Genomic DNA, 26,691 nt, shown 5'->3' with positions numbered 1-26,691 from the left:
AAAATCGGAATCGATTTTCGGAAAGCACGATGCGTAGATTCAAAGCGTAGAGTGTCCATTGTGCGTCCGAAAAGGACGCACGGCGCTCTAGCGCCACAGCAATCCAGAGGCGCACGAGCAGGGCGCCGCGTTAACCGCTTATAAAGTCGTGATGGCCAATTGTTCAGGACTGAAAACCTGATTCAAAAGTGACCCATGAGCCGGCCGGATTACATTCCCAGTCTCGATGGCCTGCGCGGTGTCGCTGCGCTTCTGGTCGTTGGAGCCCATATTGGCCTTATCTTTCCGATCACAGCGCCGCATCTCGTGACGATGGGCGACGAAGCTGTCGGTTTGTTTTTTGCTCTCAGCGGCTTCCTGATGGCTCATCTCTACGGCTCACGGCCGGTCACGAAAGAAAACGTGCTGGATTTTCTTGTGAGCCGCTTTGCCCGCATCTATCCGGTTTATCTGACGGCCGTCGTTCTCGTGGCGATGCTGTCGAGCATGCAAAATCTGGATTTTGTTCAGCCGATCGTTACCGGCACGGATTTTGTGCGCCATGTCTTTCTGCTCGGCTCGAGTGGTGTTTTCTGGTCGATACCGCCCGAGATCCAGTTTTATCTGCTCTTTCCCGTCCTGTGGCTTTGCTTGACCCAGCCGCACCGCCATAGCGGCATGATTGTGGGCCTCACGGTGGCCGTCGTCGTGGATGGCCTGGTTGAATTGCCAGGCCCGGGAATAGTGCTCGTCTCCAAGCTTCCTTACTTTCTTTTCGGGGCACTTGCCGGGATCATGCATTCCTACTGGAACAGATGGGTTCCATCTGTCCTCACAGGTATTTCAACGCTTTTCCTTCTGGCGGTGTTCTTCACTTACCGGCATATCTTGCCCGGCTTTTCCCCTGAATTTTGGGGCCTGCAAAGTGCGGTGGCCGCAGCCGTCATTGTCGGGCTTGTCGCTCGACAGCCTCCCATCGCTGCCCGTGTCCTGGCAGCTGCACCAGTACGGTTTTTCGGAAAGATCAGTTTTTCACTTTACCTTTTCCATGTCCCCGTCATGTTCCTGGCGCGTCTGACTTTTGATGCCTTGATGCCCGAACCGGCGCTCATCCTGGTGACGCTTTGCGTTGCGGTGGTCGGGGCATGGTTCATCCACGAGACGATAGAGGTTCCAGGCCGGCGGATGCTGGTCCTGATATGGCAGGATAATCGCTGGCGTCTCGTTTCGCGCGAAACTCCGGCCGACCACATGGATCGCGCAATTCTGGACCTGCAGGAGATCGAAAAGCGCCTGCTGAGCGGCGCAACGTCAGCCATGGCCGATCAACGACAAATCTCAACGGCGGCCGAACCCCGGGATGGAACCGACGGCACGGTCATTCAAGATGATCGCAACGAGAAGCTTCGCGCATAGCTCAGCTAAGTTCTTGGGCGAGTCCTATGAGAAGCCCTCCAGGCCCGCGGATGTAGCAGAGCCGATAGGTGTCTTGATAGTCCACGACTTCGCCGACGAGCTGCACGCCGCGCTTGCGGAGCCTCTCAAGCGTCTCGTCGATGTCATCAAGGGCGAACATGACGCGGAGGTAGCCTAGAGCGTTCACCGGGGCATTGCGGTGATCCGCGACGGCAGGCGGCCTGAGGAAGCGGGAGAGCTCGAGCCGGCTGTGGCCGTCCGGCGTGCGCATCATGGCAATCTCGACGTGCTGATCGCCCAGTCCAGTGACACGTCCAGCCCATTCTCCTTCGATCGCAGCCCGCCCTTCGAGCTCGAGGCCGAGGTCGCGAAAGAAATCAATCGTCTCTTCGAGGTCATCGACGACGATTCCCACGTTGTCCATCCGTTTGAGCGCCATGTGTCCAATCTCCCAATCTGCAAGGTGTCGTCTAGCATCGACGTCAGCAGGACATTGGGAGTTGGTGCAGACTGTCAAGATAAGGCTACCAGTTCTTCCTCCGCATAGGCTTCATTGAATGCAGCAATGCTTGGTAAGGCGGGCCGCTTAATTTAGCGCATAATCCTTCCCGAAAATCGGATTCGATTTTCGGGAAGGATTATGCGCACACTCAAAGTGCCTGCGCGTCCTATTGGACAGGCGGCGCTCCAGTGTGCAGCCGGAATGTCGCACCGGCTCCATGCGATGTCGGTGTGCTGCACGGATTCGAAACCGACCTCGCTTAAGCTTGCATCCTCGTATTCAGAAGGCGCACCCATGTTTCTCTCGGTATTCGATGTCTTCAAGATCGGTGTCGGGCCGTCGAGCTCACACACGATGGGTCCGATGTCGGCCGCCAACCGGTTTCTTGAGCTGATCCTCTCGAACGAATGGCCACGCCCGTCATCGGGCGCGCAGGTCACAGCCATCAAGGTCAGCCTGCACGGCTCGCTCGCCCATACCGGTATCGGCCACGGCACGGGCAGGGCTGTTATTCTCGGGCTGATGGGCGAGGCGCCCGACAGCGTCGATCCCGACAGAATGGACGGCATCGTCGATGCGGTGGAGCGCACCGGCCGCATCACGCCGCAGGGCCATCCCGCCTATCAATTCCAGCCGAAGACCGACCTGATCTTCGACAAAAAACAGCCGCTGCCCGGCCATGCCAACGGCATGGTCTTTTCCGCCTATGACAGGGACGGCCGGCTTCTCGTCAAGCGCATCTATTACTCGGTCGGCGGCGGCTTCGTCGTCACCGACACCGAGCTCGAGCAGATGCGCGCGAAGAAGAACGCGCCCGGCGGCACGCGTGTGCCCTATCCCTTCTCAACCGCCAAGCAGATGCTCGAGATGGCGGAACGCTCAGGGCTGTCGATCGCCCAGATGAAGCGGGCGAACGAGGAGAGCCAGCGCAGCCAAGAGGAACTCGACCAGGGGCTCGACCGCATCTGGGAGGCAATGCGCTCCTGCATCGAACGCGGCCTCAAAGTCGAGGGCGTCATGCCCGGCGGTCTCAACGTCAAGCGGCGCGCGCGCCGAATTCACGACAAGCTGGAAGAGGAGTGGCGCAGCAACCGCATCAACCCGTTGCTCGCCAACGACTGGCTGAGCGTCTATGCGATGGCCGTCAACGAGGAGAATGCAGCCGGCGGGCGCGTCGTCACGGCGCCGACCAACGGGGCAGCCGGCGTCATTCCGGCGACGATCCGCTATTATGAGCATTTCCACGAGGACTGGGACCAGAACGGTATCCGCGACTACCTGCTGACGGCCGCTGCTATCGGCGGCATCATCAAGCACAATGCCTCGATCTCGGGCGCCGAGGTCGGCTGTCAGGGCGAAGTGGGATCGGCGGCGGCGATGGCGGCCGCGGGCCTTGCCGCCGTCATGGGCGGCACGCCGGAGCAGATCGAAAACGCCGCCGAGATCGCGCTCGAACATCATCTCGGCATGACCTGCGATCCGATCGCCGGCCTCGTGCAGGTTCCCTGCATCGAGCGCAACGCGCTCGGCGCCGTCAAGGCCGTCACGGCTGCCTCGCTCGCCATCAAGGGCGACGGCCAGCATTTCGTGCCGCTGGATGCCTGTATCGAGACGATGCGCCAGACCGGCCATGACATGAGCGAGAAATACAAGGAAACCTCTACCGGGGGACTGGCGGTCAACGTCGTCGAATGCTGAGTTTGTGGACGCTGCATGCTTGGCGCTTGACGCTCGCTGCCAAAAGGATTTCAACGGCAGCATGGCATTGCATCTCATCAAACTCTGTGTCGGCGCCGACTCGATAGACGATCTGCGCGAATGGGTGGCGGAACGCTCGCTACGTGCCATCGCCGCCGGCCTCGAGCCGCATTCGGTGCATACAACGCGCATGGCGCCGAAGCGTATGGAGGAGCTGCTTGACGGCGGCTCGCTCTACTGGGTGATCAAGGGGCAGGTGCAGGCACGGCAGAAGCTGCTCGACATCGAGACCTTCACCGACGGCGAGGGGATTTCACGCTGCCGCCTGATGCTCGGCCCGGAGGTCATTGAGACGGCAGTGCAGCCGAAGCGTCCCTTCCAGGGCTGGCGTTATTACACTGAGGACGACGTGCCGCGCGACCTGACAAGCCTTGGCGCCGGCATTGCCGAAATGCCCGCGGATCTCCGCCGCGAGCTTACCGACCTTGGTCTGCTCTAATCCCCGAAAATCGAAGCGAGATTGAACGTTCCCGCGCGTCTGAAAGGACGCGCGGCACTCTGCAGTTCAGCGCAGGCGCAGCTGCACCGGCGCGCTGCCATCCGGCGAGGTCACATGCAGATGGATGCGGGCTTCAGGCTGGGAATAGCGCCAGGCGCGGGCACCGTGGCACAGCAGCAGATTGATGAGATCCCGGGTCTTCGGAGACTTCGCCTTCGGTCGCTGCAGGCCGATCTCGGCGAGGCGCAAAGCCGCCTCGTGCAACGGATGCAGAGATGAGCGCCCCTTGGCCGCCATGCGGCGGTCTGAAGGCATTCCCGGAACATTCTCATTGATCGCCATTGTTTTCCCCGTACGCAATACAGATCGAGTTCAAGAACGGTGGCCGGAAACGCAAACACCGATTCCGGCCGTCACCGATGCCGCCGGCCATCTTGCAGGCAGCATCGAATAGCTCATTGGGCAGCCGCCCAGCACTTGATGCCGGCCTTCTTCAAGGCCTTGCAGGCGTTGACGGCGTCGCGCTGATCGTCGAAGCCGCCGAAGCGGGCGCGGTAAAGCTGGTCACCACCAGCGGCGTAGGCGACCGCGAAAGGCTTTGCCGAGGCCAATGCCTTGCCGCCCTTGCTCTTTGCGCCCTCCAGGAGATCCATGGCCATCTGCCGGCTCGGCGAGACGCCCACCTGCACCACCCAGCCGGTCGGACCGTTGCTGGTTGAAGCAGCACGAGTCGGGGAGGGAGTGGTCGAGGCCGTCGTGACGTTATCGACCGACGTATCGCCCTGTTCCGACGGCATAGATGCGGGCATCGGCTTTGGTGCGGCGACCGCTGCCTGCGGCTTGAAGGCCATGGTCTTGACCTTGGTCGGCGCCGGCATCGGCTGTGCTACCAGTGGATTGTCGGATTTCGGCGCAGCCGTCTCGGCATAGGCGACCTCGGTCTCGGCGACCTGATAGCGCGCATCCGGCAGCGGGCCTTTGTGCGGCAGGCTGAGATCGGCAGCGGCGGAAATCGGCGGCTGCGCTGCGGTGATGGTCTTCGCCATTTGCTGAGCCTTCTTGGGCTGGACCGGAGCCGGCGTCACGATCATCACCGGGGCAGGGGCTGCCTGAGCGATCAGCGCCGACGAACCGCCACGGCTCGATGCTTTCGGCAGGTAGCTGGCGATCAGATTGCGCATCTGGGCATCGCGGGCGGGCGTCGAGGCGCCACCCATCACGACGCCGACGATCGACTTGCCGTCCACCTGTACCGAGCTGACCAGATTGAAACCGGCAGCCCGCGTGTAACCGGTCTTGATTCCGTCGACGCCGCGCACTGAACCGACGAGGCGGTTGTGGCTGCGGATCGTGCGGCTGCCGAACTTGAAGGCGCGGGTGGAGAAATAGCCGTAATATTGCGGAAAATGCTGGCGAAGGGCGATCCCGAGGCGGGCCTGGTCGCGCGCCGTCGTCATCTGCGCCGTATTCGGCAGGCCGTTGGCATTGCGATAAGTGGTGCGCGTCATGCCGAGCGCATGCGCCTTGGCGGTCATCAGTTGGGCGAAGCGATCCTCGCTGCCGCCGCCCAGCATTTCGCCGAGCGCCGTTGCGGCATCATTGGCCGACAGGGTGACGAGACCGAGAATGCCTTGTTCGACGGTGATCGTACCGCCGGCGCGTACGCCGAGCTTGGTCGGCGCCTGGGCTGACGCATGGGCGGAGAAGGGAACCGGCGTATCGAGGCGGATGCGACCCTGCTCCAATGCCTCGAAGGTCATATAGAGGGTCATCATCTTGGTCAGGGAAGCGGGGTATTGCAGCCGGTCGGCGTTCTCACTGTAGAGAACGTTGCCGGTCTTGGCGTCGACGACTATGCCTGCATATTTCGGATTTGCCGCTTCCGCGTCGGCATTCACCGAATCGACCATGACGATCGTGACGGCCACCGAAAGGATCGCCAGCAGCCTTGCGAAAAAGCTGCCGGATCGGGACGATGATACGGAGGAGACTGACCTTGACACTATTCCACTCTTCGCTTGCATTTCAGATATTTGGCACTTCAGAATTTGGCAGGAACCGCACACCTCCCGCCGCACAGCTCATCTTCTAAAATTACCGGTTGGGCGTTACCAATCCGTTTATGATGAATCGTTTATTTCGCTGTCCGGGGAGCATTTTAGGGTGTTGTCGCAGAACGGTTCACAAGACGCGCGTCTACAAAGGTGCGGATAGCGGCATCAATATGTTCCCAGTCGTCGAGATGGCTGCTTGAGAAGCGGTAGAGAACGCTGAGATCCCGACCGACTTTGATATCGCGCTGACAATCTCCGCCCGCCGCCTTATCCGGGGCTGTAGGCAATATGCAGCGCACGACGTAATCCGGCCCGTCCTTGACGGGCGCCGTCAGCAGGACCTCGTCGCCGTAACCCGCATCGGCGCGAAGACGGTGCAGCGTCAGCCCGTCGCGGAAGGGCTCCGCAGGTCCTTCGAGCAGATGCGAATAGATCGGCTCCAGCCGCCCGGACATGTCGCGCGACATGGTGCTCTGGGTGATCTGCAGGAAGATCAGCCCGGAGGATTGGGCGACATCGTCGAATCGAAGGTGGTTTTCCTTGCCGTAACCCTGCATTTCCGGCCAGGCGAGGTAGAGATCGACGCGCTCGGCAGCGCCTTCATGCCTTTGACTCGGGAAGCGGATGGTATTCTCGGGGAATTTGACGGTGTCGCGGCCGATGGCGAGCTTGATTTCAACCGTGCTGTCGGTATTGCCGGCAAGCGAGATATGCCGGCCGAACCAACGGCCGCCGATGCTGATGGCAACAGTCAGCACCGCCAGGACGGCGATCACCGCCATCGTGCGGAGGAGAAACCCCATGGAAAGAAGCGGCTGCTCGTCGGGTGCGCTGTGCGCGGCATGGCTCATGGCGGTTCTTCGCGTTTCGGTCCGCCGCAGGAAGAACATGAGCCGCCGGTGCCGATGATGATTCTCATCGGCATGATCGGACCGGCAAGGTTAACAATTCGCTAAGATGCTATAGCCTGTCGCGCTAAAGTGCGCAGCGGTTTCGCGATAGCGATACGCGTAAAATCAAACGCTTAGAGCGCAAAGAGCGAATCGGAAAGATCGCGATGTGCTTTAGTGAGGCAAGGCTTGAAAAGGGGCGAGCCGTTCCCGGGACAGCGGGAACGGCTCTTGGGCACCGGTCGGGGACGAGATGCGGGGACTGACCGGGCCGCAGGCTGCAGCCGGCGTTGGCCGGCAGGCTGTTCTTACTTGACGCTACCGACCGCGACAGCGCGGCCGTCCTGAAGCTTCGACCAGCGGGCCGGATCGTCGGCGGACTGACGCTTCAAATAGGTGTATTCGGTATCCGACCACAGCAGCACCTTGTTGCGCATGTTGTCGAGGATGAAGTCGCCATGATCGGTGCGGACCGTCAGCACGGCATGGCCTTCGCCATTCGGCTGCAGCACGACGGTGATCAGCGTGTCGGACGGCGAGAAACCGTCATCGATCAGCATCTTGCGCTTCAACAGGGCGTAATCCTCGCAGTCGCCGACGGTGCGCGGATAGGCCCAGCGCTCTTCGACACCGTAGATCTGCTCATCCGTCATCGGCTGAATCGTCGAATTGACCGTGTAGTTGACCTTGAGAATTTCCTTCCAGCGATCTTCGGTGAGGATCGCCGGTCCGGCATCGCCGCCGACTTCGACACATTCCGTCGGGTTCGCCTTGCAGAATTCGTAGTGTCCGATCGGCGGGCTGGCATTGCCTGCCAGGGCCATGCTGGCGGGCATCGCCTGTCCCGAACCCGCCATTGCCATCATGATGGCACCGGCCAGAAGGCCGCCTTTCAGGATATTCGCAGTTGTCATTGCCGTCTCCCCGTAAGTTGAGGTGACAATGGCACAGACGTTTTTATCTCACGCAAAATTACGCAATATAATTAAAGGCTTAGTTGATTCAAATACCGATAAAGCTTGGCTAAAGACAGATTCGAATGCGCATAAAATTCGATGCGGATTTGTCGCGAATTCGCTTAAAATTTTAATCCATACAACAAGGCTTTCGCCCGCAAAAAGGTTGCGCTGCCGTCGTCATGTTAAGGATTTTCGTTGAGCCGGTTAAATTCCGGCGGCCGGCCGGCAGTCTGCGGCGACGCGCGGCCGGCCATCGATGCCGCCGGAATTGACCGATTCGGCCGGTTCAAAAACAGTCTATCGCTCAGATCGCCGATGCGGGCGGGAAAATTATTTTTGAGGAAAATCGCGAAATCGATCGGTGGCAGCGACAATCGCCGCGCTCATATCGGGATTTGCGGTGGAATGGGCAGCATGCGGAAGGATGGTGAGCTCGCTTTGCGGCCAGGCGCGGGCGAGTTCCCAGGCGGTGACGAGCGGCGCCTCGATGTCGAGCCTTCCCTGCAGCAGGATACCGGGGATGCCGCTGAGCCGTACGGCATTCTTCAAAAGTTGGCCGTCCTCCAACCAGGCGCCGTTGGTGAAGTAGTGCGTGATGATGCGGGCGCGCGTCAGCAAATAGGCGGGATCGGCCCAACGGCGCGGCCGGCCTTGGGGATCGGCGAGCAGGATCGAGGCCGCCTCCCAATCATGCCAGTCACGCGCCGCCTTGAAGCGCGTCTCCGGATCCGGATCATTGAGGAGACGATGATAAGTGACAACCATGTCCTCGTCCTGTTCCTGCCTGCCAGGAGGAACCGTCTGGCGGAAACGGTGCCATTCCTCCGGAAAGAGCGGTGCCATGCCGCGATAGAGCCAGTCGATTTCCGAGCGTCGGGTGGTGGTCACGCCTGACAGGACGATCGCCGCGACCCGCTCCGGATGGGTTTCGGCATAGGCCAGCGCCAGCGTCGCACCCCATGAACTGCCGAAAAGCAGCCAGCTGTCGATGCCGAGACAGGACCGCAGCCGCTCGATATCGGCAACGAGATGCCAGGTGGTGTTGAGCGAGAGATCGGTTTCGGGATCGGCAGCACTCGGCAGGCTGCGGCCGCAATTGCGCTGATCGAACAAAATGATTCGGTAGGCATCGGGATCGAAATGGCGCCGCGCCGTGGTCGAACAGCCGGAACCAGGGCCGCCATGCAGCACCAGCGCCGGGCTGCCCGCCGGATTGCCACAGGCCTCCCAGTAGATCAGGTTGCCATCGCCCGTATCGAGCAGGCCATGATCATAGGGTTCGATTTCGGGATAGAGAGCTGACATGGACGCACTTGAGATCGAGGCGGGCCTTATCCATTATATCCGTGACGAAGGGATGACGGGCGAGGCATTCGCGAGGCCAAAAAACTGCACATTTTCCCCAACCTTATTGGGTGCCGATCGGTGTCGCAGCTTGTTCCACTCATAATAATATCTACAGACTGGGTGGAACGACTTGCGACAGGTTTCGCGCGTGCTTTCCAAAGCCAGATTCGTTGCCGCTTGCAAAGCTCTTGCCGTGAAGTGCCGGCTTTTCAACACGACCTGACCGGGCGCAGCCGGACCTGGCAACCGCGTTCGATGGAAGTTCGTCGAGAATTGCGCCCCGCCACGGAATCCCCGGCAAGGCAGCGCCATTTTCCGCAGCTGTTAGAGCCTTTCCTGGTCAGCTTGAAGCATTCTGCCAGAGCAGGTTTTCGTCAGGGCAAAGGCGATTGGCGAAGGGCATACCTCTTGGTACGTCCGAGCCGATCGCCTCTGATCCCGGCGGAAAGATGCCCGGCCCTTCGGGTTGGCTGAAACGGGCCGGCTGATCGACCGGCCGGCTTGGCCGTAGAGCTTGGCTACGACGCGCGCCGGCCGGTCGACCATCCGACTCCGTTTGAGCCAACAGAATGTTTCAATCTGGCCAGGAAAGGCTCTAAAGGAATTCGCGCAGCGTCTCGCGGGACTGGATCGACAGGAATTCGATCGCCACGCCTTCGACGAAATGGCGCACGACGCGACCACGCATGTTGCCGAGGCGCACGGCCGTTCCGATCGACGGGCGCATCTCGACGTCGACGGCGGCGCCCGACAGCGAAAGGTCCATGATGCGGCAGGAATAACGCGTTCCGTCCTCGAGCGTCAGCTCGGTCTTCGTGTCGCGGGGCGTCAGACGGTCGTGGCGGCGATCCTCGGGCAGGCCGAGTTCATGCTTGTTGGCAAGCCAGGTGAGCTGGGCAGCGAGTTTCTCGCGTTTCCGGTCGGTGGCGTTGATCGACATGGTGAAGCCACGGCCATCGATCGTCTGGACATAACCTTCGACGCGGCCGAGATGGTCGATATAGGCGACGACGCGTTCGTTGGCGCGCGGCCGGCCGAGGCAGGTGACGTACATGTCGCCAGGCGACATGTCGATCACCATGCATTCGAATTCCTCGTAGTTCGCAAGCATCAGCCGGCCCTGCATATTGATGGGCACGCGCTGGAAAACGCCCTGTTCAGGGCGCGGCGCAGGTCGTTGCGTCTGAGCTGGCTGGAACGAGTGCATCAAAGGGCTTCTTCATGAAAATCGCAGAGACCGATCTTTACCCACAATCCATTAACAGAAGGTTGTTTTGCCCGATCCCGACATAGCGGAAAACGAGTATTCGCGATGTCCTAAAATGGGACCGTCAGCGCGCCTCCACGCTCAGCAGCTGCGACACCATGCGGCGCATGACCTGCCCGAAATGGATGCTTTTGCCAGCGACGATCCTGTTGATGGGGCGCAGATTGGCCGGTGCTGGCTTGTCGAATTTTCCGGGCAGCAGGCGGCTGCGGTCGAGCGCCAGGAATTCGAGCGGTACGATCTCCAGCCAGCTCGCGGCCGCTGCCGGCGCGATCGCGCCGAGCAGCCGGTCGCAGGCGCCGTCCGGCGAACGCAGCGGCATCATGATAATCTCGAAGGAGGCCTGATGACCGACGGTGCTGTAGCCGGTGGCGTTGAACAGGGCCGGCATGGCATGGTCCATCACGCCCATCGCCGTGCGTTCGATGTCCGCGAGCTGACCATTTGCCCAGAGAGACGAAAAACGTTCGCCGCGCAGGTCACGCCCAAAGAGATCACAGATGCGGGTGCCGGCGAGCCGGAAACCGATGTCTCCGCCCGCGCGCTTCTCAAGAATGAACAGACTCTGGAGCAGGTGGGGGACGGCGGAGGGTTCGATCTGTGATTTCAGCGGCGCATCGGCAGCGCCGCGGATACGGTTCCAGTAGTCAAAAATCTCGATGGTCGTTTGTAGCCGCATTTCACACCAACCTGTCCCATTCCGGAGCATTTTCGGGCAGTCATTGCCCGTACAGGCTCTACCTTGCGGGTTTCATGCCAAATCGCGGCGGTTAAGGTTAAGAGATGGTTTCGGTTGAGATGCGATGCCCGTCGTGAGACTGTCCTGCCATCGCTTCGACTTTCGAAGTTCAGCACAACCTGCCCGGGTCGAGGTCTTTTCCTGGAGCTCCCGGTACGCCGTCCGGCACTTCGGACGGCTTTTTTTTTGACAGTCGCTCCTGTATGGCTGTGGCCTCAACGAGGCAAAAGACAGATGAATGAGCAGTCGGCCGAGCCGCATAAGGCGCCCGAACCTCCCGAGGTCCAGCCGCCGGCACGGCCGCGCGAACCGGTCTTCAACCTTCCGCCGGCGCTGTTCTTGAGCCTTTTCCTGCTGGCCGTCATCTATGCGGTGCAGGAGCTCCTGCTGTCCGACGACGCGCTGAACTGGCTGTTCTTCACCTTCGGCTTCGTTCCCGCCCGCTATGTGATTCCGCTGTCGCAGCAGGGGCCGGAGCTGTTCTGGACGCCGGTCACCTATTCGCTGCTGCACGGCAGCGTCCAGCATATCCTCTTTAACGCCTTCTGGCTGATGGCCTTCGGCGCGCCGGTCGTGCGCCGCATCGAGACGCTGCGTTTCGTGCTCTTCTGGGTTTTTTCCGCCGTCGCGTCCGCCGCCCTGCACGCGGTCCTGAACTGGGGGGACGTGTCGCTGCTGATCGGCGCGTCGGGCGTCATCTCCGGGCTGATGGGCGCCGCCTGCCGATTCGCCTTTCCGGCCGAACGTCGGCCGATGCTGCCTGCGCATCTCAATCCCCGGCTTTCCATCGTCGAGGCGCTGAAGAGCCGCACCGTCATCATCTTTATGCTGCTCTGGCTGGTCGGCAACGCGCTGATTGCGGTCGGCATCCCGCTCGTCGGCGGCAGCGACCAGGCGATTGCCTGGGACGCGCATATCGGCGGTTTCGTGTTCGGCTTCTTGCTGTTTTCGCTGTTCGACCGGGCGCCGCGCCCGCCGGTGATGGAACCTGACGGAACCGAGAAGGATGTGTTGCAATCCTGAGCCGGGCAGTGCACGATCGACCTATATCCGTGCCGGGGGGAGAAACCGCCGCGGATGCCTGTGACAAGTGTTTCACGGACATAGGAGGTTCGAATGACCAGTTCAGTCAAAGCAATCCTCGACCTGAAGGGCAGGGACGTCATCACTGCCGGGCCGAGCACCACCGTCGCCGAGGCGGCCGCCATCCTCAGCAAGAAGAAGATCGGCGCCATCGTCGTCGTCGGCATGGAGAACCGGATTTCGGGGATGTTCACCGAGCGCGATCTCGTGCATGCGATCGCCAAACACGGCAAGGAAGGCCTCGACCAGCCGCTGGCCCAGATCATGACCGCGAAGGTCTACCGCTGCCATGAGGAGACGACCGTCAACGAGTTGATGGAGCTGATGACTAGCCGTCGTTTCCGTCACGTGCCGGTGGAAAGCAACGGCAAGCTTGCCGGCATCATCTCGATCGGCGACGTGGTGAAATCGCGTATCGCCGAAGTCGAGCGTGAGGCCGAGGAAATCAAGGCCTATATCGCTGGCTGAGGTTTTCGCCGGCCGTGCTTGACCGATGTCGTTGCCGCAAAACCGCTGCAGGCTTTTGGACGACATGCATCAGGGGTGGGTGGCGTAGACTTCCTGCATGCGCTTGATCTCGGGGAGCCGGGCTCTGGCTTCCTCGTAGCCGCGTTCGATCGCCTCGCCGGCCCGGTGGAATTCGGAAAGGCCGATATAGCTGAGACGCGGCTGCAGCGAAATGTCCGGCGGGTCGCCGGCAAGACGGGCGCGGGCGATCCTGTCCTGGATGATGTTGAAGGCCTGCACCATGACGCCGGTCATGCCGAGGCGCGCATAGGGCGCCTCTTCCTGTTTCTGCACTTCCTGGGCCGACAGACTGGCATTGTGCCGGACGACGGCCGAGCGGCCGTAGAGATCGTAATTGAGGTTGACGGCGACGACGAGCGGCTGCTCGTAGGCGCGGCAGACGGAGACGGGGACGGGATTGACCAGCGCCCCATCGACCAGCGTGCGGTGATTGCTGCGCACCGGCTCGAAAATGCCGGGCAGGGCATAGGAGGCGCGCAGCGCCGTAATCAGCGAACCATTGGCGATCCAGACCTCATGGCCGGTATTGACCTCGGCCGCGACCGCGACGAATGGCCGGTCGAGATCCTCGACGTTCAGGCCTTCGAGATGTTCCTGCATGCGCTTGGTCAGCCGCATACCGCCGAATAGGCCGCTGCCGCCAATGGTGAGGTCGAGGAGACTTGCGATGCGGCGCATCGTCAGCGAGCGCGCGAAACTTTCGAGTTCATCGAGCTTGCCGGCGAGATAGCAGCCACCGACCAGCGCGCCGATCGAGGTGCCGGCAATCATGCCGATCTCGACCTTTGCCTCGTCGAGGGCGCGCAGCACGCCGATATGGGCCCAGCCGCGGGCAGCGCCGCCGCCGAGTGCCAGCGCGATCTTGATTTTCTTTTGGGGCGCAGGAGGCGGGAGCATATCGAGCGTGGTCGACATGCCGGAATCGGAACCACCCTCGCCTTCAGAGCTTTGACGATGCAGACTCCAGCTCAGCATGGCGCTCTCCCCTCCCAGCAGAACACTTGGTTCCCGATAGTGTGCCCGATCAGTTTCCAAATGGTATATAGAAGCGGTTTCTGGCGCAATAAGGAGCAAATGTCGGAGAATTCGGGGCTATTTTCCGTAGACGTCCTGCGGATCGAAATGAAGCTCGTCGTCAACGATATCCAGCATCGGCTTTCCGTCCCGCAGCGTGATCGTCCGGTAGAAGCAGGAGCGGCGGCCGGTGTGACAGGTGGCGTCGTGGCCGGCGACCTCGACCTTCAGCCAGATGGCGTCCTGATCGCAATCGGTGCGGATTTCCTTCACCGTCTGGAGATTACCCGAGGTCTCGCCCTTCTTCCAGAGCTTGCCGCGCGAACGGCTGAAATAGTGCGCCGTGCCGGTCTGGATGGTCAGCGCCAGCGCCTGAGCATTCATATGCGCCACCATCAGCAGCTCACCGTCGCCGGCATCGGTGACGATCGCGGTAATCAGGCCACGGTCGTCGAAGCGCGGCGTGAAATCGCCGGCGTCTTCCAACGCCGACTTGTCCTCGGATGGTTGATTGAAGATCAGTTGACTCATCGCGGCCCTCCTGAGGGAGCCGGTATCAGCGGCTCCGCACCATGGTCATGAAACGGGCCTGATCGGCCGGCTCAGTCTTGAACGTTCCCGTAAACGTCGTCGTCAACGTGGTCGAGCCCTGCTTCTGAACGCCGCGCATCGCCATGCACATATGTTCGGCCTCGATCAATACCGCGACACCGCGCGGATTCAGCGTATCGTCGATGGCCCGGGCGATCTGCGCGGTCATCGTTTCCTGCGTCTGCAGGCGGCGGCCATAGATCTCGACGACACGGGCAATCTTCGACAGGCCGAGCACACGTCCGTCCGGCATGTAGGCGACGTGGGCCTTGCCGATGATCGGCACCATGTGGTGTTCGCAATGCGAGTAGAACGGAATATCCTTGACGAGGACCATGTCGTCGTAACCGGCGACCTCCTCGAAGGTGCGGCCGAGCACGTCTTCCGCCGCCATGTCGTAACCGGAAAAAAGCTCGCGGTACGATTTGACGACGCGGGCCGGCGTTTCGAGCAGGCCTTCACGCGTCGGGTCGTCACCGGCCCAGCGCAGCAGAACGCGAACGGCTTCCTCCGCCTCCTGCTGGGAGGGGCGATCCGAATCTCGGTTCGTCTGCGGAAAATTCTTTACGATGGCGTCCATGAACAATGGTCTCCTGGCCCGCACCGCGGACCCATCTGTCGGAATCGCCACTGGTCAATCCCATGCGGGAATTCATGCACCTTTGGCAGGCTCCGGGGCTTTCAGGGCAATTTCAACGCCCGTCCGGCACGGTTTCCCAATCAAACTTACACCAGGCCATTGCATTTTCATGGCCTTCGAACGACATACATATAGGAAGACGGCCATCGTATGTAAGTATCCTCACACGACACGGTGTGTTTTTTGTTTTGACGACAATAACGCCCTCACAGAGGCCGATCCGCAGCGATTTTGGAGCGGAAATCCAGCATGGACGATATCTACAACAGCAAAATCCTCGAATTCGCCGGCAATATTCCGCTGACCGGTACGCTTGATGATGCCGATGCGAGCGCCCAGGCCCATTCCAAGCTCTGTGGCTCGAAGGTGCGGATCTGGCTGAAGATGGACGGCGACACCGTGACCGGTTTTGCTCATGACGTGAAGGCCTGCGCACTCGGCCAGGCCTCGTCCTCGATCATGGCCCGCCACGTCGTCGGCGCCACGTCGGACGAATTGCGCCAGGCCCGCCAGGACATGCTGGCCATGTTGAAAGCGGACGGGGCGGGGCCTCATGGACGATTCGAAGACATGCGCTATCTGCTGCCGGTGCGGGACTACAAGGCCCGCCATGCCTCGACGATGCTGACCTTCGATGCCGTCGTCGATGCGGTCGGGCAGATCGAGGCGAAACGCGCGGAAGTTGTCGAGGCGTAACTGACATGTGCGAGTTCTGCGTTCGGCAGGCCGATGATGAGGACGACGGCGGTGCCGCCGGATCAGCAAAGCCGCGCGAAAAGGCCGCACGCACCTCCCGCAACTATATCGGTCCGTTCCGCAAGACGCCCGACCGCCTGCTCGGCATGGGGCTGATCCGCCTCTACCAGCTGACGCTTTCCGGCTTTGTCGGCAATTCCTGCCGCCATATCCCGACCTGCTCCGAATATGGCTACGAGTCGATCGCCCGCCACGGCCTTTGGGCCGGCGGCTGGATGACATTGTTTCGCGTCGGCCGCTGCGGCCCGGGCGGCACCAGCGGTCTCGACCAGGTGCCGGAGATGCTCGGCGACAGCTTCCGCTGGTGGACGCCGTGGCGTTATCTCGTCCTCGGGCGGAAGAAAGGGTGAGCGCCATGAGCACCTTCATCGCCCTTCTGCACAGCATTGTCCTGACGCCCGACCGCCGCGTCATCATGCAGGATTTGCGCGCACTTGCCGAAGAACTCGGTTATCGCGAGCCGCGCACGCTGGTTTCTACAGGCAATCTTGTCTTCGAGGCCGACGAGATGCGGCCGCACGAAGTCGAGACCCATCTGGAAGAGGGTTTTGAAGAAAAGTTCGGCAAACATGTCGATATCATCGTCCGCAGCGACTGCACCTGGATGGCGCTTTGCAGCACCAATCCTTTCAAGGACGGCAATGGCGACCAGGTCATCGTCCGGGTGATGCGTCTGCCGGTCGATCCCAAGAAGGTGGAGGCGCTGAAACCGCTGATGACGGAGGGACAGCGCATCGCCGTCGTCGGCGGCGATCTCTGGATCGATTTCGCCGGCAAGCCGAGCCAATCCAAGCTGCTTTCGGCGCTGACGACCAAGCGGCTCGGCGTCGGTACGATGCGCAACTGGAACACCGTGCGCGGCCTTACCGAAATGATTATATAACCTCGCTTTTTCTTTACTCAGACAGGAAATCTGGCTATCAGGCGGCTGCGCATTCAGCTCCGCAGAGGCGCTTTCATGTCAACCACCCGCATTCGTTGGCGGGACTGGACAAGGAGAATTTCGATGTCCCAAGCTATTTCCCTGACATTTCCCGATGGTTCTGTGCGCGGCTATGATGCCGGCGCAACCGGCCGGGATGTCGCCGAATCCATTTCCAAGTCGCTCGCCAAGAAGGCGGTCGCCGTTGCGATCGACGGCACCGTGCGCGATCTTTCCGATCCCGTGACGACCGGCAGGATCGAGATCATCACCCGCAATGACGATCGCGCGCTGGAACTCATCCGCCATGACGCGGCGCATGTCATGGCCGAAGCGGTGCAGGAGCTCTGGCCCGGCACCCAGGTGACGATCGGCCCGGTCATCGAAAACGGTTTCTATTACGACTTCGCCAAGAACGAGCCCTTCACACTCGACGATCTGCCGAAGATCGAAAAGAAGATGAAGGAGATCATCGCCCGCAACGCCGCCTTCACCAAGCAGGTCTGGTCGCGCGAGAAGGCGAAACAGGTCTTCGCCGACAAGGGCGAGCAGTACAAGGTCGAACTCGTCGATGCGATCCCGGAAGGGCAGGATCTCAAGATCTATTACCAGGGCGACTGGTTCGACCTCTGCCGCGGCCCGCATATGGCCTCGACCGGCCAGATCGGCAGCGCCTTCAAGCTATTGAAGGTGGCCGGCGCCTATTGGCGTGGCGACAGCAACAATCCGATGCTGAGCCGCATCTACGGTACGGCTTTCGCCGAGCAGTCGGAACTCGATAACTACCTGCATATGCTTGCCGAAGCCGAAAAGCGCGATCACCGCCGCCTCGGCCGCGAGATGGACCTCTTCCATTTCCAGGAAGAGGGGCCGGGCGTCGTCTTCTGGCACGGCAAGGGTTGGCGCGTGTTTCAGACGCTGGTCGCCTACATGCGCCGCCGGCTTGCCGGCGACTATCAGGAAGTCAACGCGCCGCAGGTGCTCGACAAGTCGCTGTGGGAAACCTCGGGGCACTGGGGCTGGTACCGCGACAACATGTTCAAGGTGACAGTTGCCGGCGACGACACCGACGACGACCGCGTATTCGCGCTGAAGCCGATGAACTGCCCCGGTCATATCCAGATCTTCAAGCACGGCCTGAAATCCTATCGCGAACTGCCGATCCGGCTTGCCGAATTCGGCAATGTCCACCGCTACGAGCCGTCGGGCGCGCTGCACGGGCTTATGCGCGTGCGCGGCTTCACGCAGGACGACGCGCACATCTTCTGCACCGACGAGCAGATGGCCGCCGAATGCCTGAAGATCAACGACCTGATCCTTTCGGTCTACCAGGACTTCGGCTTCGACGAGGTCACCATCAAGCTCTCGACCCGGCCGGACAAACGTGTCGGTTCGGACGAACTCTGGGACCGCGCCGAAAGCGTGATGATGGGCGTGCTGGAGACGATCCAGCAGCAGTCGAACAATATCAAGACCGGCATCATGCCGGGCGAGGGCGCCTTCTACGGGCCGAAGTTCGAGTATACGCTGAAGGATGCCATCGGCCGCGAATGGCAGTGCGGCACGACGCAGGTCGACTTCAACCTGCCGGAACGCTTCGGCGCCTTCTACATCGACAGCAACTCCGAAAAGACGCAGCCGGTGATGATCCATCGCGCCATCTGCGGCTCGATGGAGCGTTTCCTCGGCATCCTGATCGAGAACTTCGCCGGCCACCTGCCGCTCTGGGTATCGCCACTGCAGGTTGTAGTCGCAACGATCACTTCGGAAGCCGATGCCTACGGGCTTGAGGTGGCCGAGGCGCTGCGCGAAGCCGGGCTCAATGTCGAGACCGATTTCCGCAACGAGAAGATCAACTACAAGATCCGCGAGCATTCGGTCACCAAGGTTCCTGTCATCATCGTCTGCGGCAGGAAGGAAGCCGAGGAGCGCACGGTCAACATCCGCCGCCTCGGCAGCCAGGACCAGATTTCGATCGGGCTCGACGCCGCCGTCGAGAGCCTTGCTCTCGAAGCGACACCGCCCGACATCCGTCGCAAGGCCGAAGCAAAAAAAGCCAAGGCGGCCTGAACAAATGGCCGGTATCCGACAGCGCCGAACCCGGCGCTGTCGGAAATCTGATATGTAACTGCAATATTGTCGCCACGAACGGGGAGCGGGTCATCCCGAGGCCGGAGTGCGCTTCAAAGAATTATCCTATGCCAATGATCGCGATCCGCGCCTGAAGCGCTGGTTGATCCGCTCGATCGAGGGGCTTTCGGGCCGCGACCGCTATGTCAGGCTCTACGACATCTGGCGCAGCGACATCATCGGCAAGAGCGACCGCGTATTTGCCAGGACGCTCGATCTCATCGACGTTTCGGTCGACGTCAAGGGCAGTTGGCCGCTCGAACCCGTTCCCGCCGAGCCGATCGTCATCGTCGCCAACCACCCCTTCGGTATCGGCGACGGCATCGCCGTGCTGGCGCTTGCCGAACAGCTCGGCCGTCCCTTCAAGGTGCTGATCCACAACGACCTCCTGAAGATGCCGGAGATGGCGCCCTATTCGCTGCCGATCTCCTTTGCGGAGACCAAGGCGGCGATGGCGATGAACATGAAGAGCCGGCACGAAGCGGTGCGGCTGCTCAGGGAAGGCACCATTATCATCGTCTTTCCCGCAGGCGGCGTTGCGACCGCCAAGAGGGGCTTCGGCCGCGCCGAGGATCTGCCGTGGAAGATGTTTCCGGCAAAACTCATTCAGGCGACGCATGCCAGCGTGCTGCCAATCTATTTCGAGGGTCAGAACGGCCGGCTGTTTCATCTGGCAAGCCAGGTGTCGATGACGCTGCGGCTGTCGCTGCTGGTCGGTGAGTTCCGCCGGCTGTCCGGCAGCACGATCACGGCGCATGTCGGCGAGGTGCTGACCTGGGAAGCGCTGAGCAGCGGCGACCGCAAGGGTCTGCTTGCCCGTCTCTATGAGGCCGTGTTCTCGATGGCGCCGCCGAAGCGCGCCTTTCAAACGTCTCGGTTGAGCCGAAACCGCGCGCGGTAAAAGTCAGTCGAGGCTGGTGTCGTCGCCGCCCTGCGGCACGAGTTGTTCATAGGAAGGCAGCGGCTCCACCGGAGCCGGCTGGACGCCTGGCGGCGGCGGCGTGCCGACCGGCACCTGCTGTACCGTGCGGGCCGCGCTCGCCGGCTGTTGAGGCTGCTGGTCCTTCATCAGAACCTCGACATCTGTGTTCCTGCCGGCGACGACGGTGAAATCGCGTTGGTAAATCTTGTCCTTGTTGCGGGCGACGGCGGAATATCCGCCTTCGGCGAGAACCATGGTCGGGAAGGCGCTGACGCTTTCGCCGACGCTGTCGCCGGCCGCCGTCAGGATCGACCATGCCGTGTCGGCGATCGCCTCGCCACCGGCATCGGAGACCAGCTTGAAGGTGACCTGCGCGGCGCGATGCTGAATCGTCGCCTCTGTCAGCTTGCCGGCCTCGACCTGGATGTCGGCGCGGATCACGGCGTTGACGCTGCCATATTCGGAAACGATGTGATAGGTGCCGGCATTGAGACGGACGACGGTATTCGGCGAGACATCGGCCACGACGAGGCCGCGCTCGCCATCGTCGCGTACTTCCGAGGAATAGATCGAGAAGCTCAACTGGTCGGGGCGAATGCGGGCGTCGGCGCCGGAGACGGCATTGAGCAGCAGGCCGCCGGCATCGAGCACCATCACCTGCTTGTCGACCTCGCCTTCAGCGGGCACGGTCAATTTCTTGGTGACCCCGGCGCGGCCGAAGGAGACGTTGACAAAATAATCGCCGGGGGCGAGTTGGAAGGCGGCGGGGCCGCCCTTGGCGCTGGCGATCAGCGGCAGCTTGCCATCGGTTCCGGCGATCGGGCTGAATACGTACCAGGAAAGGCCCTCCTCAACCGGCGTGCCGTCGACCGTCAGCTTGGCCTCCATCGGGACGTCGCGCAGCTTGACCCCTTCGGGCACCGTGCCGGGCGCGATAAAGGCATCGAGCTTCGGCATCTTCGGTGTCGATTCAAGCTGTTTGAATTCCTTGAAGGCATCCTGAGCGCCGGCGCCGAGGGGCATCAATACCATCAGGGCAATGGCAAGGCCGATGCGTGCAAAAGGCAAAATGCCAAACATCTGTTTCGTGAACCGATTGACTTCTGAAATCGCAAAGGTCACTTCAAGACCAACGCGATGGCAAATTCAAGACCCACCCTTTGCAGCAGCATAAAAATGAGAGCTTCTCCCGCATGAAATCCGATATCAAGCTGATCGACTACCTCGCCGTGCGCCGCTCCATCCCCGCTTTCCAGATGTGTGAACCAGGCCCCGAGAAGGCCGAGATCGAAGAGATCCTGCGTCTTGCCTCGCGTGTTCCCGATCACGGCAAGATCGCGCCCTGGCGCTTCATCGTCTATCGCGGAGAGCAGCGCGTGCGTCTCGGCGAGGAGCTTCTGACGCTGGCACTTCAGACAAAGCCCGACCTTTCCGAAGAGATGATCCAGGTCGAGCGCAGCCGTTTCACCCGTGCGCCGGTGGTCGTCGCCGTCGTCAGCAAGGCGGGGCCGCATATCAAGATCCCGGAATGGGAGCAACTGATGTCGGCAGGCGCGCTTTGCTTCAACGTCATCCTCGCCGCCAATGCCAATGGTTATGTCGCCAATTGGCTGACGGAGTGGTTCGCCTATGACGAGCGCGCCTATCCGCTGCTCGGCGTCGGGCCTGATGAAAAGGTGGCGGGCTTCATCCATATCGGCTCGACGACATTTCCGGCGATCGAGCGGCCGCGGCCGGAGCTTGCCGATACCGTGACCTGGGTCGGCGGAGACGACTGATGTTCTACACCACCGACAGCAACCGGCATGGGCTTGCGCATGATCCGTTCAAGGCGATCGTGTCGCCGCGCCCGATCGGCTGGATCGGCAGCAAGGGCAGGGATGGTTCGATCAATCTGGCGCCCTATTCCTTCTTCAATGCCGTTGCCGACCGGCCAAAGCTGGTGATGTTTTCCTCGGCCGGGCGCAAGCACAGCCAGCGCAATGCGGCGGAGACCGGCGTCTTCACCTGCAATTTCGTCAGCCGCGATCTCGCCGCGAAGGTGAACCTCTCCTCGGCGGCGCTGCCCTATGGCGAGAGCGAATTCGACTTCGCCGGCCTGACGCCGAAACAGGCCGAACTGATCGACGCGCCCTATGTCGGCGAGGCTTTCGCGGTGCTCGAATGCAAGGTGACCGAGATCATCGAGCCGAAGACGCTGTCGGGCGAACCGTCCGAGAACGTCCTCGTCTTCGGCGAAGTGGTCGGCATCCGCATCGACGAAGCGATCGTCAGGGACGGCCGCCTTGACATGTCGATCGCCCGGCCTTTGGCCCGCATGGGCTACATGGGCTACATGGATTACAGCGAAGGCAGCGATGTTTTCGAGATGATCCGGCCGAAGCCGCAGCAAGGCTGAGCCGAACCGGCAAGGCGTCCAAAGGCTTAAGAAACATGGTGAACCAATCGTAAACCTTTTGCCGCTACGGTCGCAGCATTGAATGGAACGTGAGGGAATCGCGTTCAAGTGCTGGGGCGTCGCGTGATCGTAGAAGCTTTCCTTCGTTGGATCGAAACGGCCAAGACCGGTGACCGGGCCCGGGCCGCAAATGCCCTCGGGCGCGCCTATCTGCAGTCCGAAATGTCCGCGGACGAGCGTGCGGCGGCCGAAATGGCGATGACCTTTCTTCTCGACGATCCGTCGCCGCGCGTGCGGCTTGCGCTGGCCGAGGCGATCGCCTGGTCGGCCGATGCGCCGCGCAACCTGATTCTTTCGCTTGCCGAAGACCAGCCCGAGGTCGCCTGCCATGCGGTGACCTGTTCGCCGCTTTTAGGCGACGCCGATCTCGTCGACCTTGCCGCGCGCGGCAACGGCGCGACCCGCATGTTGATCGCCGCCAGAGCGCATGTGACGCGGCCGGTTTCCGCCGCGCTTGCGGAGGTCGGCGACGAGGAAGAACTGCTCTGCCTGCTCGAGAATGACGGCGCGGTGATCTCTAGCCTATCGTTGAAACGCATCGCCGAACGGCTCGGTGATTGCTGCGATATTCGCAACCTGCTTCTCGACCGCAGCGATCTTCCCGCCGATGCCCGGCAGTTGCTGACCCAGCATGTCAGCAATGCGTTGGTCGGCTTGCCGCTGGCACAGGCGGCGATCGGCCTGCAGCGGCTTCAGCGCATCAGCCGCGAGGCAACCGAGGCCGCCATCGTTTCGATCGCCGGCGACATCGCGCCGCGCGAAATACCTGATCTCGTCCAGCATCTGCGCCTCAACGGCCGGCTGACGCCGTCTTTCCTGATGCATGCGCTTTGCGCCGGCAAGGTGGATTTCTTCGCCGGCGCGATCGTCGATCTGACGGGCTGCGGTGAGCGCCGGGTGCGCTCGATCCTGGCAACCGGGCGCATGCATGCCGTGCGCGCGCTCTATGAGTCCGCCGGCCTGCCGAGGGATATCAGCGTGATCTTCGTGGAGGCGACGATGCTGTGGCGCGACGCCGCCAGGAAAGCGCCGGGCAGCGTGCTCGGCAATGTCTGCGGCCGTCTGCTCCTAAAATTCCGCCATCACGACGCGCATGGCGCGATCGGCGAGTTGCTCGACATGGTGGAGAAGCTGCACGTTAACGAGCAGCGACAATCGGCCCGCGTCTACGCGGCGCTTGCGGCGGCTTAGCCCGAAATTTGTTATCGACCGATTCGTGAATCTCATCCCGCAGATCGGTGGCGAGAATTTACGCGTGTTGTAGCCGATCACGCTGGAACTCGTCATTCAATTGCATTACATTGCATCTTGTTCAAGGAGGCCGACATGGCGTCAAACGCACTCGTTCAAACTCGCATAGATGCCGCGGTCAAGGATCGCGCCACGGCTGTTCTGGAAAACATGGGCCTGACCGTCTCGGATGTCGTCCGTATTCTGTTGACCCGCACAGCGAATGAGGGAGCTCTTCCGCTGGAGCTTATCAGCAACAGTGACGCTTACGATGCGTGGTTTCGCGGGAAAGTCCTGGAAGCTCTGCATGACACGCGACCGGATGTTGACGATACCGAGGTCGAGACCGGTTTTGAGAAGAGGCGCGCGGCGGCACTTCGGAAGAGCCAGGTGGATCGATCGTGAGGCTTGTCTGGGCGAGGTACGCGTTATCCGACCGAGAGAATATTTTCACATATATTGAGATCGAGAATCCAAGGGCGGCAGTTCATGTTGATCAGAAAATCGTTCTTGCTGTTCGCCGCCTCGTCGAATTTCCGGAAAGCGGAAGACCGGGAAGAATCGTGGGCACACGGGAGCTCGTAATCCCAAGCACGCCTTACATCGCCGCGTATGTGGTGCATGAAGACCGAATCCGTATTCTTCGCGTCCTCCACGGCGCCCAGATTTGGCCTGACGCCATATCACCCGACTGAATTTTCCAGCACATTAAAACAAGCAGGGCGCGTCGGATGCGCGGCGGCCTAATCGGCCAGCCGCGTCACCACCCAGGAATAACTGGCGGAGACAAAGTGCACGGGTTTGGTCAGTGTGTCCTTGACGCTTCTGCCCGAGGGCAGGTGGGCGCGGACCTGCCCGGCGATGCCTTCAGCAAAACCGGCAATCCTCCCTGCGGGTTGGGGCGCTGCGACAGCGACCTCGGGCGCGGCGGCTGGCAAGGGCGCCGGTTTCGGCGGCTCGGCGGCGGCTATGGCTTTCGGCGCCTCGCACACCGCGATCACCGAGGGATAATTGACATTCACATAGGTCTTCAGCCGTCGTTCGGCTTCGGCATCGCAAGCGGCAACGGTTTCCCAGTGTTTATCGACCGTCGCGACATAATTGCACTGGCTGATGGAATCGTCGCAGCCCAGAATGGTCATCGCGATCAGCACCGCTTGCATATTCTGCTTCCTTGATTATTGAGCACATCATCGTCTTAGAGGGCGCAATTCCAACCGAATGAAGGCAAGGACATTAACTCTTCGTCATATCGGGGAAATTTCGTCACGCGCCGGCAGAGGGGGCCAGCATGTCCGTCACCATCGCTCTTGAACCGCCACGCCAGGAGGGCGTCATCCGGCTTCTCGATCTCTCCGATGCCTATGCGCAATCGCTCTATCCTGCGGAGAGCAACCATCTGGTCGACCTTTCCGTGCTGGAGAAGCCTTCAGTGAGCTTCCTCGTCGCGCGCAATGGCGATGCGATCGTCGGCTGCTGCGCGCTGGTCGAGGCCGGCGACGGCACGGCGGAGATCAAGCGCATGTTCGTCGATGCCGAGGCGAGGGGGCTGAGGATCGCCAGCGGCCTGATGAATAAGCTCGAAGCAATCGCAGGAGAAAAGGGGCTGACGGCGATCCGGCTCGAAACCGGCATCTATCAGCCGGAGGCGATCGCACTCTACCGCAAATATGGATATCGGGATATCGAGCCCTTCGGCAGCTATCTGCCGGATCCGCTCAGCCTGTTCATGGAAAAGCGGCTGGGGTAGCCGGTCTGCGAAGCTATGTTCAGCCTTCGGCGACGCGCGGCATGGTTTTCGGCGAACCGGGGACTGGCGGCGGGGCCTGTTCGTCGATGATGATCTGCGGTCCGGTTTCGCTCTTGTCGGCGTTGCGGGCCTCGTGGATCCATTCGCGCCAGATGGCGACGATCAGCGCCATCAGCACCGGGCCGATGAACAGGCCGAGGAAACCCATCGTCTTGACGCCGCCGACGAGGCCGAAGAAGGTCGGCAGGAAGGGCAGCTTGATCGGGCCGCCGACGAGTTTCGGCCGCAGCGTCTTGTCGACGATAAAGAGTTCGACCGTCCCCCAGACGAAGAGACTGATGCCGGCGACATGCGAGCCGCTCGCCAGCAGATAGATGGAGACCAGCGTGAAGGAGAGCGGCGCACCGCCCGGTATCAGCGCCATCACGCCGGTCAGCACGCCGAGCGTCACCGGCGAGGGCACACCGGCAATCCAGTAGGCAAGGCCGAGCACGATGCCTTCGCCGATCGCGATCAGCGTCATGCCCATGACGGTGGAGCTGATCGTCGCCGGCACGACGCGGGAAATCCTCTCCCAGCGGTTGGGCAGGATGCGCTCGCCCAGCATGTCGATCTGCTTGGAGAAGGAGAAACCGTCGCGATAGACGAAGAACAGCGCGATCAGCATGAAGAGCAGCGTCAGCAGCAGGTGGAAAGCGCCGCCGCCGGCTGCAAGCACGGCACGGTATATGTTGCCGATATTGGCGCCGCTGACCGCCTGGATGACCTCGCCGAGCGCGCCGGGACTGCCGATATATTTTGTCCAGACTTCATCGAGATAGGCGCCGGCCCAAGGCAGCGCGACGATCCAGTTGGGCGTCGGGGCGCCGGCGCGGTTGGCGTGGATTGCCCAGGCGACCCAGGTGCGCACTTCGCCCGTCGTATAGGTGACCGCAAGTCCGATCGGGATGACCAGGAAGGTGATGATCAGGATGATGGCAATGGTCGCGGCGATCGTCGTATTGCCGCCGACGCGGGCAAGAAGCTTGCGATAGAGCGGCCAGCTGGCAAAGCCGATGACGAGGGCCGCGAGCACCGGCACGAGGAAGCCGTAGAAGAAATAGACGCCGGCAGCGACGACCAGGACCAGCAGCCAGCGCGCCGCCGAAATGGAGGGAATCAGCGGCGTGCGCGTCTGCGCCGACGATCCGAGCCATCGCGGTTCATTGCTTTTCTGACGGTCGAACACACCCACGCGCGCCTCTTCTTATTCTTGTACTCTGGTTATGAGCCATGATCCCGGCGGTTTCAAGGTCCGCAACGGGAAAGCGTATACAA

30 protein-coding genes are annotated in these 26,691 nt (G+C 61.5%); 16 read left to right on the top strand and 14 right to left on the bottom strand.

The features are described 5' to 3' along the window. Positions 1–195 precede the first annotated feature (195 nt). Positions 196–1,395 (top strand): acyltransferase family protein, encoded by a 1,200-nt coding sequence (locus B5P46_RS33270; RefSeq protein WP_129422430.1) that lies wholly within the window; start codon positions 196–198, stop codon positions 1,393–1,395. A 1-nt stretch (position 1,396) separates the two neighbouring features. Here the strand turns inward: B5P46_RS33270 and B5P46_RS33265 are convergent, their stop codons facing one another. Beyond that, positions 1,397–1,834, bottom strand: coding sequence for a VOC family protein (locus tag B5P46_RS33265; RefSeq protein WP_129422429.1), 438 nt, complete (start codon positions 1,832–1,834; stop codon positions 1,397–1,399). 357 nt (positions 1,835–2,191) lie between these two features. On the opposite strand from B5P46_RS33265, the gene B5P46_RS33260 reads away from it, so the two are divergent. Both B5P46_RS33260 and B5P46_RS33255 read left to right on the top strand, forming a co-directional pair. Next, positions 2,192–3,595 carry an L-serine ammonia-lyase gene (locus B5P46_RS33260; protein ID WP_129422428.1) on the top strand — a complete coding sequence of 468 codons (1,404 nt, stop codon included), beginning with the start codon at positions 2,192–2,194 and terminating at the stop codon, positions 3,593–3,595. Between the two features lie 61 nt (positions 3,596–3,656). Then, positions 3,657–4,094, top strand: coding sequence for a DUF1489 family protein (locus B5P46_RS33255; protein WP_003559632.1), 438 nt, complete (start codon positions 3,657–3,659; stop codon positions 4,092–4,094). 66 nt (positions 4,095–4,160) lie between these two features. On the opposite strand, the gene B5P46_RS33250 is transcribed toward B5P46_RS33255, so the two are convergent. The 7 genes from B5P46_RS33250 to B5P46_RS33210 form a co-directional block, all read right to left on the bottom strand. Continuing rightward, positions 4,161–4,436, bottom strand: coding sequence for a hypothetical protein (locus B5P46_RS33250; RefSeq protein ID WP_003539905.1), 276 nt, complete (start codon positions 4,434–4,436; stop codon positions 4,161–4,163). A gap of 113 nt (positions 4,437–4,549) precedes the next feature. Next, positions 4,550–6,118, bottom strand: a complete 1,569-nt coding sequence (locus B5P46_RS33245; RefSeq protein WP_129422427.1) for a D-alanyl-D-alanine carboxypeptidase — start codon at positions 6,116–6,118, stop codon at positions 4,550–4,552. A 134-nt stretch (positions 6,119–6,252) separates the two neighbouring features. Next, positions 6,253–7,038, bottom strand: a complete 786-nt coding sequence (locus B5P46_RS33240; protein ID WP_129422426.1) for a hypothetical protein — start codon at positions 7,036–7,038, stop codon at positions 6,253–6,255. 308 nt (positions 7,039–7,346) lie between these two features. Then, the gene (locus B5P46_RS33235) at positions 7,347–7,952 is read right to left on the bottom strand and encodes a transglutaminase-like cysteine peptidase (protein ID WP_011652094.1); all 606 of its coding nucleotides are present in this window, start codon (positions 7,950–7,952) and stop codon (positions 7,347–7,349) included. A 375-nt stretch (positions 7,953–8,327) separates the two neighbouring features. Further along, positions 8,328–9,302: a prolyl aminopeptidase gene (pip, locus tag B5P46_RS33230; protein WP_129422425.1), complete on the bottom strand. Its 975-nt coding sequence runs from the start codon at positions 9,300–9,302 to the stop codon at positions 8,328–8,330. A 637-nt stretch (positions 9,303–9,939) separates the two neighbouring features. After that, complete coding sequence (locus B5P46_RS33215) at positions 9,940–10,551, bottom strand: PilZ domain-containing protein (RefSeq protein ID WP_003539887.1); 612 nt, start codon at positions 10,549–10,551, stop codon at positions 9,940–9,942. Positions 10,552–10,675: 124 nt separating this feature from the next. Next, positions 10,676–11,320 (bottom strand): PAS domain-containing protein, encoded by a 645-nt coding sequence (locus B5P46_RS33210; protein WP_129422424.1) that lies wholly within the window; start codon positions 11,318–11,320, stop codon positions 10,676–10,678. A gap of 264 nt (positions 11,321–11,584) precedes the next feature. On the opposite strand from B5P46_RS33210, the gene B5P46_RS33205 reads away from it, so the two are divergent. Together B5P46_RS33205 and B5P46_RS33200 are read left to right on the top strand one after the other, a co-directional pair. Continuing rightward, positions 11,585–12,373, top strand: a complete 789-nt coding sequence (locus B5P46_RS33205; RefSeq protein WP_129422423.1) for a rhomboid family intramembrane serine protease — start codon at positions 11,585–11,587, stop codon at positions 12,371–12,373. Positions 12,374–12,466: 93 nt separating this feature from the next. Next, entirely contained in the window at positions 12,467–12,901 is a 435-nt protein-coding gene (locus B5P46_RS33200) for a CBS domain-containing protein (protein WP_129422422.1), read from the top strand. A 69-nt stretch (positions 12,902–12,970) separates the two neighbouring features. On the opposite strand, the gene B5P46_RS33195 is transcribed toward B5P46_RS33200, so the two are convergent. The 3 genes from B5P46_RS33195 to folE form a co-directional block, all read right to left on the bottom strand. Further along, positions 12,971–13,936, bottom strand: a complete 966-nt coding sequence (locus B5P46_RS33195; RefSeq protein ID WP_129422421.1) for a patatin-like phospholipase family protein — start codon at positions 13,934–13,936, stop codon at positions 12,971–12,973. 117 nt (positions 13,937–14,053) lie between these two features. Beyond that, positions 14,054–14,506, bottom strand: coding sequence for a phosphoribosyl-AMP cyclohydrolase (hisI, locus tag B5P46_RS33190; protein ID WP_017964406.1), 453 nt, complete (start codon positions 14,504–14,506; stop codon positions 14,054–14,056). A gap of 25 nt (positions 14,507–14,531) precedes the next feature. Then, complete coding sequence (gene folE, locus B5P46_RS33185) at positions 14,532–15,146, bottom strand: GTP cyclohydrolase I FolE (protein ID WP_017960561.1); 615 nt, start codon at positions 15,144–15,146, stop codon at positions 14,532–14,534. Positions 15,147–15,455: 309 nt separating this feature from the next. Between folE and B5P46_RS33180 the strand changes: the two genes are divergently transcribed. The 5 genes from B5P46_RS33180 (at position 15,456) to B5P46_RS33160 (ending at position 19,915) form a co-directional block, all read left to right on the top strand. After that, positions 15,456–15,902: an iron-sulfur cluster assembly scaffold protein gene (locus tag B5P46_RS33180; RefSeq protein WP_129422420.1), complete on the top strand. Its 447-nt coding sequence runs from the start codon at positions 15,456–15,458 to the stop codon at positions 15,900–15,902. A gap of 5 nt (positions 15,903–15,907) precedes the next feature. Next, positions 15,908–16,312, top strand: a complete 405-nt coding sequence (yidD, locus tag B5P46_RS33175; RefSeq protein WP_129422419.1) for a membrane protein insertion efficiency factor YidD — start codon at positions 15,908–15,910, stop codon at positions 16,310–16,312. A 5-nt stretch (positions 16,313–16,317) separates the two neighbouring features. Next, entirely contained in the window at positions 16,318–16,845 is a 528-nt protein-coding gene (locus tag B5P46_RS33170; RefSeq protein ID WP_062944392.1) for a DUF1697 domain-containing protein, read from the top strand. Between the two features lie 123 nt (positions 16,846–16,968). Then, positions 16,969–18,954, top strand: a complete 1,986-nt coding sequence (thrS, locus tag B5P46_RS33165; RefSeq protein ID WP_129422418.1) for a threonine--tRNA ligase — start codon at positions 16,969–16,971, stop codon at positions 18,952–18,954. A 106-nt stretch (positions 18,955–19,060) separates the two neighbouring features. Continuing rightward, positions 19,061–19,915 (top strand): lysophospholipid acyltransferase family protein, encoded by an 855-nt coding sequence (locus B5P46_RS33160; RefSeq protein WP_129422417.1) that lies wholly within the window; start codon positions 19,061–19,063, stop codon positions 19,913–19,915. 3 nt (positions 19,916–19,918) lie between these two features. Here the strand turns inward: B5P46_RS33160 and B5P46_RS33155 are convergent, their stop codons facing one another. Beyond that, complete coding sequence (locus B5P46_RS33155) at positions 19,919–21,016, bottom strand: hypothetical protein (RefSeq protein WP_129422416.1); 1,098 nt, start codon at positions 21,014–21,016, stop codon at positions 19,919–19,921. Positions 21,017–21,129: 113 nt separating this feature from the next. Here B5P46_RS33155 and B5P46_RS33150 point away from each other — a divergent pair, with 113 nt between their 5' ends. From B5P46_RS33150 to B5P46_RS33130, 5 genes are all read left to right on the top strand, one after another. Beyond that, positions 21,130–21,714 (top strand): nitroreductase family protein, encoded by a 585-nt coding sequence (locus B5P46_RS33150; RefSeq protein ID WP_129422415.1) that lies wholly within the window; start codon positions 21,130–21,132, stop codon positions 21,712–21,714. Further along, a complete protein-coding gene (locus B5P46_RS33145; RefSeq protein ID WP_129422414.1) occupies positions 21,714–22,334 on the top strand; it encodes a flavin reductase family protein in 621 nt (206 codons plus the stop codon). The genes B5P46_RS33150 and B5P46_RS33145 overlap by 1 nt, the downstream gene beginning before the upstream one ends. Positions 22,335–22,442: 108 nt before the next feature. Continuing rightward, complete coding sequence (locus B5P46_RS33140) at positions 22,443–23,585, top strand: DUF2336 domain-containing protein (RefSeq protein WP_129422413.1); 1,143 nt, start codon at positions 22,443–22,445, stop codon at positions 23,583–23,585. A 135-nt stretch (positions 23,586–23,720) separates the two neighbouring features. Then, positions 23,721–24,029 (top strand): type II toxin-antitoxin system RelB/DinJ family antitoxin, encoded by a 309-nt coding sequence (locus B5P46_RS33135; protein ID WP_129422412.1) that lies wholly within the window; start codon positions 23,721–23,723, stop codon positions 24,027–24,029. After that, positions 24,026–24,319 carry a type II toxin-antitoxin system RelE/ParE family toxin gene (locus B5P46_RS33130; RefSeq protein ID WP_129422411.1) on the top strand — a complete coding sequence of 98 codons (294 nt, stop codon included), beginning with the start codon at positions 24,026–24,028 and terminating at the stop codon, positions 24,317–24,319. The genes B5P46_RS33135 and B5P46_RS33130 overlap by 4 nt, the downstream gene beginning before the upstream one ends. A gap of 48 nt (positions 24,320–24,367) precedes the next feature. On the opposite strand, the gene B5P46_RS33125 is transcribed toward B5P46_RS33130, so the two are convergent. Continuing rightward, entirely contained in the window at positions 24,368–24,787 is a 420-nt protein-coding gene (locus B5P46_RS33125; protein WP_129422410.1) for a hypothetical protein, read from the bottom strand. A 128-nt stretch (positions 24,788–24,915) separates the two neighbouring features. Here B5P46_RS33125 and B5P46_RS33120 point away from each other — a divergent pair, with 128 nt between their 5' ends. Next, positions 24,916–25,374, top strand: coding sequence for a GNAT family N-acetyltransferase (locus tag B5P46_RS33120; protein ID WP_129422409.1), 459 nt, complete (start codon positions 24,916–24,918; stop codon positions 25,372–25,374). Positions 25,375–25,393: 19 nt separating this feature from the next. Here B5P46_RS33120 and B5P46_RS33115 read toward each other — a convergent pair whose 3' ends face one another. Continuing rightward, the gene (locus tag B5P46_RS33115; RefSeq protein ID WP_129422408.1) at positions 25,394–26,608 is read right to left on the bottom strand and encodes an AI-2E family transporter; all 1,215 of its coding nucleotides are present in this window, start codon (positions 26,606–26,608) and stop codon (positions 25,394–25,396) included. Positions 26,609–26,691 lie beyond the last annotated feature (83 nt).

Origin of the sequence: Rhizobium leguminosarum (genome assembly GCF_004123835.1) — a bacterium.
Lineage (GTDB): Bacteria > Pseudomonadota > Alphaproteobacteria > Rhizobiales > Rhizobiaceae > Rhizobium > Rhizobium leguminosarum_M.
Note: the sequence above shows the minus strand (reverse complement) of the source record. Positions and strands in the feature narration are given on the sequence as shown.

What these genes read in the sequence shown, in the direction of transcription:
- yidD (WP_129422419.1), top strand. Translation starts at nt 15,908, where the DNA reads ATGTGCGAGTTCTGCGTTCGGCAGGCCGATGATGAGGACGACGGCGGT.
- B5P46_RS33255 (WP_003559632.1), top strand. Translation starts at nt 3,657, where the DNA reads ATGGCATTGCATCTCATCAAACTCTGTGTCGGCGCCGACTCGATAGAC.
- B5P46_RS33260 (WP_129422428.1), top strand. Translation starts at nt 2,192, where the DNA reads ATGTTTCTCTCGGTATTCGATGTCTTCAAGATCGGTGTCGGGCCGTCG.
- folE (WP_017960561.1), bottom strand. Translation starts at nt 15,146, where the DNA reads ATGGACGCCATCGTAAAGAATTTTCCGCAGACGAACCGAGATTCGGAT.
- B5P46_RS33270 (WP_129422430.1), top strand. Translation starts at nt 196, where the DNA reads ATGAGCCGGCCGGATTACATTCCCAGTCTCGATGGCCTGCGCGGTGTC.
- B5P46_RS33145 (WP_129422414.1), top strand. Translation starts at nt 21,714, where the DNA reads ATGTTCTACACCACCGACAGCAACCGGCATGGGCTTGCGCATGATCCG.
- hisI (WP_017964406.1), bottom strand. Translation starts at nt 14,506, where the DNA reads ATGAGTCAACTGATCTTCAATCAACCATCCGAGGACAAGTCGGCGTTG.
- B5P46_RS33180 (WP_129422420.1), top strand. Translation starts at nt 15,456, where the DNA reads ATGGACGATATCTACAACAGCAAAATCCTCGAATTCGCCGGCAATATT.
- B5P46_RS33265 (WP_129422429.1), bottom strand. Translation starts at nt 1,834, where the DNA reads ATGGCGCTCAAACGGATGGACAACGTGGGAATCGTCGTCGATGACCTC.
- pip (WP_129422425.1), bottom strand. Translation starts at nt 9,302, where the DNA reads ATGTCAGCTCTCTATCCCGAAATCGAACCCTATGATCATGGCCTGCTC.
- B5P46_RS33170 (WP_062944392.1), top strand. Translation starts at nt 16,318, where the DNA reads ATGAGCACCTTCATCGCCCTTCTGCACAGCATTGTCCTGACGCCCGAC.
- B5P46_RS33210 (WP_129422424.1), bottom strand. Translation starts at nt 11,320, where the DNA reads ATGCTCCGGAATGGGACAGGTTGGTGTGAAATGCGGCTACAAACGACC.
- B5P46_RS33240 (WP_129422426.1), bottom strand. Translation starts at nt 7,038, where the DNA reads ATGTTCTTCCTGCGGCGGACCGAAACGCGAAGAACCGCCATGAGCCAT.
- B5P46_RS33235 (WP_011652094.1), bottom strand. Translation starts at nt 7,952, where the DNA reads ATGACAACTGCGAATATCCTGAAAGGCGGCCTTCTGGCCGGTGCCATC.
- thrS (WP_129422418.1), top strand. Translation starts at nt 16,969, where the DNA reads ATGTCCCAAGCTATTTCCCTGACATTTCCCGATGGTTCTGTGCGCGGC.
- B5P46_RS33195 (WP_129422421.1), bottom strand. Translation starts at nt 13,936, where the DNA reads ATGCTGAGCTGGAGTCTGCATCGTCAAAGCTCTGAAGGCGAGGGTGGT.
- B5P46_RS33120 (WP_129422409.1), top strand. Translation starts at nt 24,916, where the DNA reads ATGTCCGTCACCATCGCTCTTGAACCGCCACGCCAGGAGGGCGTCATC.
- B5P46_RS33200 (WP_129422422.1), top strand. Translation starts at nt 12,467, where the DNA reads ATGACCAGTTCAGTCAAAGCAATCCTCGACCTGAAGGGCAGGGACGTC.
- B5P46_RS33215 (WP_003539887.1), bottom strand. Translation starts at nt 10,551, where the DNA reads ATGCACTCGTTCCAGCCAGCTCAGACGCAACGACCTGCGCCGCGCCCT.
- B5P46_RS33150 (WP_129422415.1), top strand. Translation starts at nt 21,130, where the DNA reads ATGAAATCCGATATCAAGCTGATCGACTACCTCGCCGTGCGCCGCTCC.
- B5P46_RS33155 (WP_129422416.1), bottom strand. Translation starts at nt 21,016, where the DNA reads ATGTTTGGCATTTTGCCTTTTGCACGCATCGGCCTTGCCATTGCCCTG.
- B5P46_RS33125 (WP_129422410.1), bottom strand. Translation starts at nt 24,787, where the DNA reads ATGCAAGCGGTGCTGATCGCGATGACCATTCTGGGCTGCGACGATTCC.
- B5P46_RS33135 (WP_129422412.1), top strand. Translation starts at nt 23,721, where the DNA reads ATGGCGTCAAACGCACTCGTTCAAACTCGCATAGATGCCGCGGTCAAG.
- B5P46_RS33250 (WP_003539905.1), bottom strand. Translation starts at nt 4,436, where the DNA reads ATGGCGATCAATGAGAATGTTCCGGGAATGCCTTCAGACCGCCGCATG.
- B5P46_RS33205 (WP_129422423.1), top strand. Translation starts at nt 11,585, where the DNA reads ATGAATGAGCAGTCGGCCGAGCCGCATAAGGCGCCCGAACCTCCCGAG.
- B5P46_RS33245 (WP_129422427.1), bottom strand. Translation starts at nt 6,118, where the DNA reads ATGCAAGCGAAGAGTGGAATAGTGTCAAGGTCAGTCTCCTCCGTATCA.